The sequence below is a fragment of the Motiliproteus sp. MSK22-1 genome, from assembly GCF_001968815.1.
Classification (GTDB): domain Bacteria; phylum Pseudomonadota; class Gammaproteobacteria; order Pseudomonadales; family Balneatricaceae; genus Motiliproteus.
On sequence record NZ_MIEQ01000021.1, the window covers coordinates 81155 to 93697 of the forward strand.

Annotated in this window: 10 protein-coding genes; 5 read left to right on the forward strand and 5 right to left on the reverse strand. The window is 49.4% G+C overall.

Annotated features, from left to right (window positions below):
• Window positions 1–151: 151 nt before the first annotated feature.
• The 4 genes from BGP75_RS03005 to BGP75_RS03020 are packed head-to-tail and all read right to left on the reverse strand — an operon-like array spanning window position 152 to window position 5311.
• Complete coding sequence (locus BGP75_RS03005; protein ID WP_076714962.1) at window positions 152–1843, reverse strand: ABC transporter ATP-binding protein; 1692 nt, start codon at window positions 1841–1843, stop codon at window positions 152–154.
• Window positions 1843–2739, reverse strand: a complete 897-nt coding sequence (locus tag BGP75_RS03010; RefSeq protein ID WP_233152827.1) for an ABC transporter permease — start codon at window positions 2737–2739, stop codon at window positions 1843–1845. The genes BGP75_RS03005 and BGP75_RS03010 overlap by 1 nt, the downstream gene beginning before the upstream one ends.
• Before the next feature lie 8 nt (window positions 2740–2747).
• A complete protein-coding gene (locus BGP75_RS03015) occupies window positions 2748–3719 on the reverse strand; it encodes an ABC transporter permease (protein ID WP_076714964.1) in 972 nt (323 codons plus the stop codon).
• 2 nt (window positions 3720–3721) lie between these two features.
• On the reverse strand, window positions 3722–5311 hold the full coding sequence (locus BGP75_RS03020; protein ID WP_076714966.1) for an ABC transporter substrate-binding protein: 1590 nt from the start codon (window positions 5309–5311) through the stop codon (window positions 3722–3724).
• A 551-nt stretch (window positions 5312–5862) separates the two neighbouring features.
• Here BGP75_RS03020 and BGP75_RS03025 point away from each other — a divergent pair.
• The gene (locus BGP75_RS03025; protein WP_076714968.1) at window positions 5863–6783 is read left to right on the forward strand and encodes a LysR substrate-binding domain-containing protein; all 921 of its coding nucleotides are present in this window, start codon (window positions 5863–5865) and stop codon (window positions 6781–6783) included.
• Window positions 6784–6920: 137 nt separating this feature from the next.
• Here BGP75_RS03025 and bla read toward each other — a convergent pair whose 3' ends face one another.
• Window positions 6921–7808 carry a class A beta-lactamase gene (gene bla / locus BGP75_RS03030; RefSeq protein WP_076714970.1) on the reverse strand — a complete coding sequence of 296 codons (888 nt, stop codon included), beginning with the start codon at window positions 7806–7808 and terminating at the stop codon, window positions 6921–6923.
• 176 nt (window positions 7809–7984) lie between these two features.
• Here bla and BGP75_RS03035 point away from each other — a divergent pair, with 176 nt between their 5' ends.
• From BGP75_RS03035 to BGP75_RS03055, 4 genes are all read left to right on the forward strand, one after another.
• On the forward strand, window positions 7985–8857 hold the full coding sequence (locus tag BGP75_RS03035) for a LysR family transcriptional regulator (RefSeq protein WP_076714972.1): 873 nt from the start codon (window positions 7985–7987) through the stop codon (window positions 8855–8857).
• 672 nt (window positions 8858–9529) lie between these two features.
• Entirely contained in the window at window positions 9530–10753 is a 1224-nt protein-coding gene (locus BGP75_RS03045) for a DUF1611 domain-containing protein (RefSeq protein WP_076714976.1), read from the forward strand.
• Window positions 10750–11814 carry an alanine/ornithine racemase family PLP-dependent enzyme gene (locus tag BGP75_RS03050; protein WP_076714978.1) on the forward strand — a complete coding sequence of 355 codons (1065 nt, stop codon included), beginning with the start codon at window positions 10750–10752 and terminating at the stop codon, window positions 11812–11814. The genes BGP75_RS03045 and BGP75_RS03050 overlap by 4 nt, the downstream gene beginning before the upstream one ends.
• 443 nt (window positions 11815–12257) lie before the next feature.
• The gene (locus tag BGP75_RS03055; RefSeq protein ID WP_076714980.1) at window positions 12258–12461 is read left to right on the forward strand and encodes a cold-shock protein; all 204 of its coding nucleotides are present in this window, start codon (window positions 12258–12260) and stop codon (window positions 12459–12461) included.
• The last annotated feature ends 82 nt before the right edge of the window (window positions 12462–12543 follow it).

The window sequence follows — 12543 nt, forward strand, 5'->3', positions numbered from 1 at the left end:
TGCTGACTAACGCGCCTTGTAGATTGCTGTATTCAGTTACCGCTGAGGCTATGATTGCCTTTATCAGGCAACAAAAAGCCCTCCGACCGGAAAATGGTCAGTGAGTGTGTTACTGCTTCGGTTTCTGCGGACTTAAGGTTTAGCTGCTGTTTTAATGACCTGCTGATTGCATCCTGCGACTGCTCAGTACCTTATCCAGCCAATCAAGTTCCATTTCCGGCACGGAGGAGAGCAGTAGGTCCGTGTAATCGTCATAGGGTGGAGAAAGTACTTGGCTACGCTCACCAAAGCGTACTAATTCTCCTTGGTACATGACTGCTATGGTGTCTGATATGGCGCGCACCGTGGCAATATCGTGAGTGATAAAAAGATAGGCCACCTGGTATTGTTCCTGCAATCGCAGTAACAGCTTCAGAATTTCTTCTGCCACCAACGGATCCAGAGCTGAGGTTACCTCATCACAGATAATCAGATCGGGTTTGGCGGCGAGTGCGCGAGCAATACAGATACGTTGTTTCTGGCCACCGGAAAGCTCAGCGGGATAGCGATCAATGTATTTTTCACCCAGTTCGATCAGCTCCAGCAGTTCGATGACTTTTCGACGCTTTTCTGCCCCTCGTAAGCCGAAATAGAATTCCAGTGGCCGACCGATTATCTGGTCGATAGTCTGGCGCGGATTCATTGCCACATCTGCCATCTGGTAGATCATCTGTAAACGCCGCAGTTGTTCTTTGTCACGACGTTTCAGTTCGGCAGGTAATGGAGTTCCGTTAAATAACACCTTGCCTTGCTGCTGGGGCAGCAGTCCTGTCACAACTCTGGCCATGGTGGACTTTCCTGATCCGGATTCACCAACGATGGACAGTGTCTGTCCGGCATGAAGTTGCAGTGATATGTCGCTTAGAATCTGATTAACACCATCGTAGGAGGCACTGATGTTTTCTACCCTTAGCAGCGGGGTTTTATCCGGTGATTCAGTCACCGGTTTTTGAGTAGAGCGCACAGTGACCAGGCTTTGTGTATATTGCTCCTGAGGGCTGTTGATAATCTGTTCTGTTGTTCCGTATTCGACAGTTTTTCCATTTTTCAGCACCATTATTTCGTCAGAAATCTGAGCCACCACCGCCAGATCATGGGTAATGTAGAGTGCCGCCGTATGAGTTTCACGGATGGCGTGCTTGATCGCCGCCAGTACATCGATCTGGGTGGTCACATCCAGTGCCGTAGTGGGTTCATCAAAGACAATCAGGTCTGGTTTGGAGCACAGGGCCATCGCTGTCATTGCTCGCTGCAATTGACCTCCGGAAACCTGGTGAGGATAGCGTTGTCCGAATTTGTCCGGCTCAGGCAAACCCAGCTTATCAAAAAGCTGATCGGCAAAGGCTGTGGCTTCAGTCCGAGACATAAGACCGTGCTCCAGCGCTGATTCGATCACCTGATCACCCAGGCGGTGAGCCGGATTAAAGGCGGCTGCAGCCGATTGCGCTACATAGGCGACCTTGACTCCACGGATCTGACGAATGCTCTTATGGTTGAAACTCAGGATATCTTCACCGTTAAGGAATACTTCTCCTCCGGTTATCTCACAACCTCCCCGGCCATAGGCCATGGCTGAGAGTCCAATGGTTGATTTACCGGCACCGGATTCACCAATCAATCCCAGAACGTGACCCTTCTGCAGTTGAAATGATATTTTATCAACGATCACAATATGGTGATTTTTTTCACCGGGGAAGGAGATATTGGCTCCGATACGAAGGTTTCTAACATCCAGTAAGGGGGGGGCAGCTTTCGTATTCTCAGTACGGTTGAGATCCCGGGTTACTTGAGTTGAATGAGACATTAGCCCCGACCTCCCTTCAGGCTGGTGGTTCGGCTCAGGATCGAATCGACAACCAGGTTGATGCTGATCGTCAGGATTGCAATCGCTCCGGCAGGAATCAACGCAGCGGGAATACCAAAAACAATACCATCCTTATTCTCTTTCACCATGCTTCCCCAGTCGGCTTCGGGAGGCTGAATACCCAGGCCCAGGAAGCTCAGTGTACTGAGGAACAGTACGGCAAAGGCAAAGCGTAATCCGAATTCAGCAAAAAGCGGGGTCAGGGCGTTAGGCAAAATTTCCCGGAAAATAATCCAAAGGGTTTTTTCACCGCGCAGTCGAGCCGCCTCGACAAAATCCAGGACCGCGATATCGACCGCTACAGCCCGGGATAAACGAAACACTCGAGTAGAGTCCAGAACCCCCATAACCAGTATCAGAGTGAGCATATTAACCGGTAGTACGGACAGCACTACCAAAGCAAAGATCAAAGTTGGAATAGCCATCATCAGATCGTTAAGCCGACTAAGGGACTGATCGATAATCCCCCCCCGAACAGCAGCCAGAAAGCCTAAAAAACTGCCCATAAAGAAGGACAGCAGGGTCGCCGCTCCAGCAACAAAGAAAGTATTTCTGGCACCGTAAATAAGCCGTGTTAACAGATCACGACCAATCTGATCGGTCCCCAGCCAGAACTGAGCTGAAATAGGTTCCCAGACATCTCCGACCACCTCGTCAGGACCATAGGGAGCGACCCAGGGGGCGAAGATTGCAGAACCGGCAAAGACAATCAATCCCAGCAGGCCCAGTCTGGCTCCCCAAGATAAATGAACCAACATGATGCTTCTTTTCTCCAGAGCGTTAGACATCAGCCCGAACAGGCCGGCCCACGCACCATTTGCCACTCTTACAAGCATGGCATACCTCACTTAGGGTGTCGCAGTCGTGGGTTGGCGATAATGGCCATAATGTCTGCAAACATGTTTAGAAAAATATAGATGGCCGCAAAAATGAGTCCAGCAGCCTGTACCACAGGTACATCGCGTTTGGTGACATGATCAACCAGCAGTTGGCCCATACCGGGATAGACAAAGATGATTTCCACCACCACAACCCCGACCACCAGATACGCCATATTCAGTACTACGACCGTGATAATGGGGGATATTGCGTTAGGGAAGGCATGATGAAAGATGATCTTAAATGGACTTAATCCTTTCAGTTCAGCGGTTTCTACATAGGGGCTGGACATCACATTGAGAATAGCTGCACGGGTCATTCGCATCATATGAGCCAGTACTACCAGTGTCAGGGTTGCACAGGGTAGAGCGATTGCAGTCATCTGATCCAGAAACGGCATACCCTCATAAATAATGGAGGTTGAAGGGAACAGGTTCCAGGTCACAGCAAAGAACATGATCAGCAGATAGCCAATAAAGAACTCCGGTAGGGATATGGCTGCCAACGTTGTCATCGATATAAATTTATCGATAAATCCGTCTCGATAATGGACGGCGATCATGCCCAGGAATATAGCCAGGGGGACTGCAACCAGCGCAGACCAACCGGCCAGAAACAGCGTATTGCTTAGTCGGCTGGCAATCATCTCGCTGATATCACTGCCGCTGCTGAGAGAAGTTCCCAGGTCGCCCTGCAACATCCCGCCAAACCAATTGAAGTAGCGTGTATGAGCCGGTTCATTCAGGCCCATCTCTGCTCGCAGGTTCGCTAATGCTTCCGGGGTGGCAGACTGACCCAGAATACTCTGGGCCACGTCACCGGGCAGCATCTCAGTGCCAGCAAAGATAACAACGGAAATAGCGATCAGCAGAAGGAAACCAAGCGCAGTGCGCTTGGCGACCATCATGACCAGCGGGTTGGAGAGAGAAACGGTCATTCTTATGCCAGCCAGCAGCGAATCAGCGAATGTCCATTGGACAGCTCAGCAGCTGGGTCTTTGATATACCCCTGAACCTGCTCGGAAACACCGTCAATGTAGTCGTTGAACATTGGAATGATTGCGCCACCATCGTCATGGACCATTTGGCCCATCTCACGATAGAGATCTGCTCGCAGGCCTTGATCCAGCTCGACACGGGCCTGGATCAGCAGCTTATCGAACTTGGGGCGGAACCACTTGGTATCGTTCCAGTCAGCGTCAGACTTATATCCAACAGTGTACATCCCGTCCTGAGTGGGGCGACCACTCCAATAGGATGCGGAGAACGGCTGAACGTTCCAGACATTAGACCAGTAGCCGTCAGAGGGCTCCCGTTTAACTTCGATCTTAATGCCAGCCTTGGCAGCCTGTTGTTGATAGAGAACGGCAGCATCAACGGCGCCGGAGAATGCAGCATCTGATACTCGCAGTACGACCGGACCTGAGTGCCCTGACTTTTTGTAGTGATGGGCTGCTCTATCGGGATCATAGACCCGTTGTTTGATATCAGTAGGGAACAGGTCATAGGCTTTATTGATAGGGAAGTCATTACCGACCGAGCCATAGCCATGGAGGACTCGTTTGACAAGTGCTTCACGGTCAATAGCATTTTTCATCGCCAGTCGCAGGTCAAGATTGTCAAATGGAGCCTTATCGCAATGCATCAGGAAGGGGTAGTGACCTCGACCGGAGGTATTCTCGATATTTATTTTAGGCATACGGGCCAGCAATTTTGCTGTTTTAGGATCGACCCGGTTGATCATGTGAACACGCCCTGATTGCAGTGCCGACATACGTGCTGTTTGGTCATTCAGTACCAGTATTTCAACAGTATCTGCGTGGCCGACGGAATCATTCCAGTAACCGGCGTATTTCTTGCCCATATAGCGAATGCCATGTTCAGCCACTTCTACCTGATAAGGGCCTGTGCCGATACCAGCATCCGGTTTATCAAAGCCGCCACCCGGTTGAATCACCAGATGATAGTCGGACATCAGATAAGGTAAATCTGCGTTGCCTGATTTAAGCGTCACAACCACTTCGTATTGTCCGGCGGCTTCTACTTTCTCAATGCCTCGCATAATCCCCAGAGCACCGGACTTGGTTTCTTCTCCGGAATGACGCTGCAGGGTTTTAACCACATCATCGGCAACCAGCTCTTTACCATTATGGAAAGTGACACCCTTACGCAGGTGGAAGTGCCATACCTTGGCTCCAGGTTCTGCTTCGAAAGACTCTGCCAGATGAGGCGTAACAGATCCGTCTATTGGTGAGGTTTCTACCAGTGTCTCAGCCCAGCAATAGCCGAAATGGAAAGGAACTTGGGAGGCATTAAGCGCAGGATCAAGGCTGTCGGTAGCGCTGCCGCCTACCAGCCCCAATACCAGGTTGCCGCCTTTTTTAGGGCCTGCCGCCATGACACTTTGACTTAGCAGTGAGCTGGCAAAAGGCAAGGCAACTCCCAGGGTACCTGCCATACCGAGAAAGTCTCGGCGACTCATACGCCCTTTGGCTACTTCTTTACTCAGCTGTTTCAGTTTGTCCGACATACTTAACCTCGTTGTTCCATGTTCAAATTGGGTGACTCGCCTAGGATCATCTTTATAGTATCGGATGATTTAAGGAGATGTGCGACCGGAGTGAGATCGAATCAAAGATGTTCCTGACAGCTCGGAATCCGCACATCTGGGATCCGAAAACAGTGAGGGATGAGCGCTTGGATACAGCGTCTCGGTAAAGCAGCATGGTAACTTCCCTAGTAGTTATTTTTGTCAGGGGGTTAGAGATCTATCGCTAGCTCTCTCGATTTTTTAAGATGTTACAAGTCAATCATGTCAAAAAACAACCAAAGAAAAAATGTAGAATTTCCATCACTATTGTTTAGATATTCTAATGATTGTTTTGTTTGAGTCTACCTGAACAATCACAAAACTGTCATAGTATTACGCTTTAATTGTCTGTTTTTGACAAAATCATGTAATGCTACTTTATCTGTGATGAGTTTAGTTATATCGAACGCTATAGAAATGCTAATGATTTTTAGAGCCTGTATTTCATCCTTGTCTTGCTGCGTTGATCAGTGTTTACGGAGAGCATCACTATGCATCGTCTGAAAAAGACCTTACCTCCCCTTAATGCTCTGCGGGCTTTTGAATCTGCTGCGCGTCTGCAGAATCTAACCCGAGCGGCAGAAGAACTGCATGTTACTCAGGGGGCGGTCAGTCAGCAGATAAAGCTATTAGAAGAATACCTTGAGACTCCGTTGTTTGTTCGCAGAGCGCGCCGGCTGGAGCTAACCGACAGTGCACGGGCTTATCTGCCGGTTCTGACAGAAGCATTTGGCAATGTACTTGCCAGCACAAATGAGCTGTTTGTAACGGACTACCGCCCGGTTGTTAAAGTGAAGTGCGGAACCACCTTTGCACAACGCTGGCTGATCACTCGGTTGCCACGTTTTTTTAAGCAATATCCGGATTATCGGTTGCGATTACTGACGGCGGTATGGCCATCAGACCAGGGCGTTAATGAGGCGGATCTGGAGATCTGTCATGGCTATGGAGAATATGCCGGGCTTAAAGTTCAACGTATTATTAAAGAGCACTGGATGGTTGTGGCGAGCCCTGCGTTTATTGCATCTCATGAAGAGCTGTCTGATATTGAACACTTTAAGTCCTTACCACTGATCAGCACGCTGGGGTACAAGGAAGGTTGGCACAGCTGGTTTTCAGACCTGGGACTCCCCGAGTTTCAGGCGACACCGGTTTTTGAAAGCGATAACACCTCCATGGCTTTGGATATGGCGATTGCTGGTATTGGATTATTGCTGGGGCTTTCTTCTAATTTACGTGGAGCTTTGACCGAACAATCAGTCGTTCAGGCCCATCCACATACCATGGAAGCGGAAGGAGGACAGTACCTGGTGCTGCCCAACCGCCCAATCACACCAAAAGTTAATGCATTTTGTGAATGGCTGATGGAGGAGTTGAAAGAACACCCGGATCGGGACTGTATCGATTGGTGACAAGCAGTCATTTTGGCAATTACAGATCGAACCTGTTGAGTTTTCCCCAAGCCAGCCATGCTAGTAATTATCTGGTGTACAAGCAGCAATTGATTGTGCTTGGTGTATTGCTACAGAAATACTATCCACGTAATAGGCTATAGGCCTTGAATCTTTTCTACAATTAACCTGCCGATCTCGGCGATCATACGGTTTCGTGTTGAAAAATCCACCTCGTTCTCTGTCAGGTAAATGGTAACCAGGGTAGGCCCTTTGTTTGGAGGCATGATGAACGCGATGATCGAGCGTGAGCCGTATCCCCCCGCGCCGGATTTATCGCCAATTTTCCAACCTTCAGGCAAGGATGTTCGGAGCAAATCGTCTGCGACCTTGTCATTGATCATCCAATCTGTGAGCTGTTTGCGCGAAGACATTGAAAGAACTTTGCCAAAAAGCAGCTTTTCGAGAGTTCCCAATGCTGCTGTTGGTGTCGTTGTATCGCGAAGATCACCGGGTACTCCCTCGTTTAATTTGGTTTCCCAACGATCCAGACGAGTTATGTCATCTCCAATTTTTCGCAGAAACATAGTTAATCCTTGGGGGCCTCCGATCATGTCTAAAAGTAAATTTGCCGCTGTGTTGTCACTCATAGTTATAGTTGCTTCGCACAGCTCGCCAACTGACATGCCTGTTTGAACACGTTTTTCAGTAATAGGTGACCAGCTGACGATCTCTGATTTTTTAAACGTAATCGGTCGATTCAGGCTCTCTTTGCCTGCATCTACCTTTGCCAGAATAGCTCCGCAGAGCTGAACCTTGAACGTACTGGATACGGGGAAACGACTATCGGCTTTGTATGTCCATTTATCACCACTGTGGAGATTGAGTATTGCCACTCCAATTCGACCGTCGAGCTTACTTTCGATTGCTGCAATCTTCTTCTGAAATTCTTCTTGAGCCTGAACGCTATGAGTGAAGGTTATTGCAGCAAGAGCGAATATTCCAACTCGGAAAGTTTTTAGTAAAAGTGCGCAAACAGGTAACATAGGGTTTCAGCTTCCTTCATGATGAAAGTTCGGAGGATATGTGCTTTTAATTCGTGTAAACCGTGCTTCTAAAATCACTGTCATTCAAAAAAAATTTGACAAAGCAATCCTAATAAATCGATATTCGTACATCAAACGACAATATTTTGAATAGCTTATAAAATTAATTTATATCTATGGATCGTCCACGCCTCCCTTTTACTGGCCTTCGTGCTTTTGAAGTGTCCGCCCGGCAAGGTAGTTTTACGCAAGCAGCGGTGGAGCTTTGCGTCAGCCAAGCAGCCGTCAGTCATCAAGTCATCAGTCTTGAAGAGGCGCTGGGTGTCACATTATTCAATCGCACACCCAAGGGACTGATATTGACAGATGAAGGCCAGGCGCTCCTACCAGTATTAACTAAGTCTTTTGACTCAATCGGAAGTGTATTGGATCGTTTTATGGGTGGACGGTACATGGAAACGATTAATGTTGGAGTCGTAACGACATTTGCAGTTGGTTGGCTTATTGAAAATCTGCCGAGGTTTTTACGGTTGCACCCTGGTATCGACGTGAGAGTATCCACCAATAATAATAAAGTGGACTTATCCAAAGAAGGGCTCGATATGGCTATTCGTTTTGGCGATGGTGCTTGGGCGGGTCTAGAAGCCGTGCCACTGATTGAAACGCCGCTCACTCCAATGTGTGCTCCCGAAATAGCGAAGCGCCTGCAGCATCCTGCAGCTTTGCACAAAGAGGTATTGCTGCGTTCCTATCGCAATAGCGAGTGGCCTGCTTGGTTTGAAATGGTGGGCGAGAGTTGTCCCGACTTACGCGGACCACTCTTTGATTCTTCTATTGCAATGGCTGATATGGCTGAAGCCGGTGCGGGCGTCGCTCTGCTGCCTGCGAGAATGTTACCAAGACGGGTAAGTCTAGGGCGACTTGTCCAGCCTTATCAAGACGAGATTAGAACTGGGTGCTATTGGTTGACCTTTCCAAAGGCCAAGACGATTTCTCCAGCGATGAGTATGTTTGAAAACTGGATTCGTACAGAGATAAGAACCCTTTAAAATGGCTTGGTAATGCTACCTTGCCCTGAATACTCTTTTCCCCTAGCCCTTGTTGTTTGTATAGCTGGATTCTGGTCCCACCGATGGTCACGCTGTGGTCGTGGATTATCTGATTTTCCTTCAGTTACACTGCTTCTATTGATGGACTGTAAACAAATACAACAGATACAGGAGCAAATCCGATGACCGCAGGTATCCGTACAGAATCAGACCTCTCAACCGCTGAAAAAGAGATGCTTATAAACGGGCTGAGGTCAAAGGGGTACAAGCAGACTGAGGACACTCAGTATCCAAGAAAGCTGGAGTTTTCAGTTTCTTCCTATAGCTCAGATCCTCTTAGCCCAAGTGATCCGCAATCTTGGGTAGTTAAGTTTGATCCAGTCCATCGCAGGTAAATGCATTTCATGAATGGTTGATGGAGGTGTTGAACCAGCACTTTGCCATTACTGATGTCTCTTAACCTCCATAAACATTGAGCGAAGGGCTCTATAATGGGCGGGCCCTTCTGATCCCCTTCTGCATTCGGCTGGATTTAACCATAACCTGACTCTTAACTATGTTAGTATGGACGTTCACCCCACCGCTTAGTGGGGACCTCTTGTTGACATCCGGCTTAAGCAGGTCGGCGCGATCCTGCTGCCCCTCTGAGCCCATGTTTACCCGAGGTTCTTCATGTCTGATATTCCGCAGCTTCCTTCGCAGGCCCGCTATTATTCCCCGCAAGGGCCGCCTACCCCAACTCCGCAGCTGCCCTTCGCCAAGGGGGTCTTTAATATTCCTGTGCTATCGCCATCACCTAATAACCCCAAACACCTCACAACTGCCATTGTATATTGCGAAGCAAACTTCGGTGCCATCGACGGCAAGACTGCTAACGGTCTAGTCCGACACTCAGAAAAATACCAAATACTATCGGTCATTGACAGCGAGAAAGCGGGGCTGGATGCTGGTATGGTGCTTGACGGAGAGCCAAATGCTATCCCTGTCTGTCGGGATCTGGCCGATGCCTTATCTCGCACTGTTGAGATTCCCGATTTCTTTATCTTCGGCATGGCACCTTCCAGCGGCATGCTCTCGGTGGCCGAGCGGGGTCTGGTGCTCGATGCCATTGACCTGGGTATGAATATTGTCAACGGCCTTCATGAGTTTCTGAACGACGACCCTGAATTTATCGCAGCGAGCCGTGCTAATCATGTGACGATCCTTGATGTCCGAAAACCCCGAGCGAAGAAAGACCTGAGGATGTTCAGCGGCCGCATCAAAGAGGTGAGCTGCCCGCGTATTGCTGTGTTAGGTACAGATTGCGCCATCGGTAAGCGCACCACGGCAACCGTTCTCACTCGGGCTCTGCGAGATCGCGGTATGAACGTGGTCATGGTCGGCACGGGCCAGACCGGTTTGATCCAGGGAGCACGCTACGGTATTGCTCTCGATGCGGTGCCTTCGCAGTTTTGCGCAGGGGAGCTGGAAGCGATCATATTCGAGGCATTTGAAGCGGAACAGCCTGACCTGATTATCATCGAGGGCCAGGGTGCTCTCAGTCATCCTGCATTTTCAACGACTTCGTTTATCCTTCGGGGCAGCTGTCCTGACGGTGTCATCTTACAACATGCACCGGGCCGTGCCTTTCGCTGCGACTTTGACCGAATGGCCATGCCGCTGCCGGCTGACGAGATTAATCTGATCCAGACCTTTGCCGACACCCAGGTCATCGGCTTGACCCTCAATCATGAAAATATGACCGATGCTGACGTCAGTATTGCCGTCGATGCCTATGAGCAAGAGCTAGGTATTCCAGCCACTGATGCGCTGACCCGGTCGCCGGCGCGCCTCGTAGATATGGTACTCGAGGCATTCCCTGAACTGGGGGAAAAGCTGACCGCGTGTGCACTATGAACGCACCACGCCTGGAAGTTGACCTCGACAAGATTCATCACAATGCCAAGATATTGGTCTCCCGGTTGGCTGCCTGCGGTATTTCGGTTACCGCGGTGATGAAATCAAGTCTCGGCTCTCCCGAGATCGCCCGCGCCGTCATGCGCGCAGGGGTGAGTATGATTGGCGACTCACGAATGGAGAACATCGAAGCGATGAGTCGCGCAGGCATCAATGCACCGATGATGCTGATTCGCTCACCGATGATCAGCGATGCTCATCGGGTCGTACGCTATGCCGACTTGAGCCTCAACAGTGAACTCGACGTTATCCGTCAACTCTCCTATGCGGCAAAAGCCGCCGGGAAACGGCACGGCGTCGTGCTGATGGTGGAGCTGGGTGATCTCCGTGAAGGGATTATGCCGGCCGACCTGGAGCAAAGCATCGCTTCAGTGCTGGATATGCCGAGCATCGAGCTAAAGGGGATTGGCGCCAATCTGGCATGCCATTGCGGCGTGTCGCCAGACAGCCGCAATATGGATCAGTTGTCCGCGTTGACGCGCTCCATGGAAACTACTTTCGGCATAAGCCTGGAGATCGTGTCGGGTGGCAATTCAGCCAATCTAAACTGGGGGTTCAGCGGTGCAGACACCGGTCGCATCAATAACCTTAGGTTGGGTGAATCGATTCTGCTGGGGTGTGAACCCCTGCATCGTCAGCCGATTGAAGGTCTCTATACCGATGCGATCACCCTGGTCGCCGAAGTGATCGAATCGAAGGTCAAACCATCGCAGCCCTGGGGAGAGATCGGCCAAAACGCGTTCGGTGAAAAAGTACCGATGGTTGACCGGGGTAACATCGCCCAGGCGATTCTGGCGATCGGTCGACAGGATGTAGATCCCGACGGTCTTGAGAGTCATCTGGGTATCGATATTATCGGTGCCAGCAGTGATCATCTTATTATGGATTGCGGCGACCATTTCTTGCCGGTCGGCGCAGAAGTCAGGTTTCAACTCAATTACAGCGCCATGGTTCGTGCCATGACCTCACCTTTTGTTACTAAGGTTCTACGGGCATCTTGAGCTTCATGCACGACTCAGAAGTGATGTTTTGTGTAGAAGACGGGATTGATCCAAACTGTAGACGATTATGACCGCTTCAGAGAAGTTGAAAGAGAGGGGGTCTGTTATTGAGATGGTGGCAGCGGCTCTGCGTCCTGAAGTCGCATATCTGTTGCTACAATCAAGGTATTAAAGATACCGGGGTGTCATCGGCGGGGGCTGTCTTTATTCTACTTGTCTGGTTTATTCCCTGGAAATCCAATTAGAAGAAAATAGTGTTGACTCTAAGCTGGTTTCGTATAAGCTTAGCTTAGCTTGAAAGTACATCTAAATATTTATGCACTCCTTTTCGATCTCCTATCTCTAGCAGTTCGTCCTGTTTTTCATAAGTAATATCTTTACTTCCAATCAAAATGGGTCTTATCAAAGACCGTAATTACTCTTGAATAAACAGGATACAATATATGTCTACTACTGGTACCGTTAAGTGGTTCAACGAAGCTAAAGGTTTTGGTTTTATCGAGCAGGAGTCTGGTCCAGACGTTTTTGCTCATTTTAGTGCTATTTCTGGTTCGGGTTTTAAAACCTTAACTGAAGGCCAAAGAGTTCAGTTCGCTGTTACTCAGGGGCAGAAAGGCCCTCAGGCAGAGAACATCGAAGCTATCTAATGATTTGACCGTTACCTGGCCTGCTGAGAATTAAATACAGGTCAGATCTCTGGTCTTGATAAGCTGAGAAATCAAAAAAAGC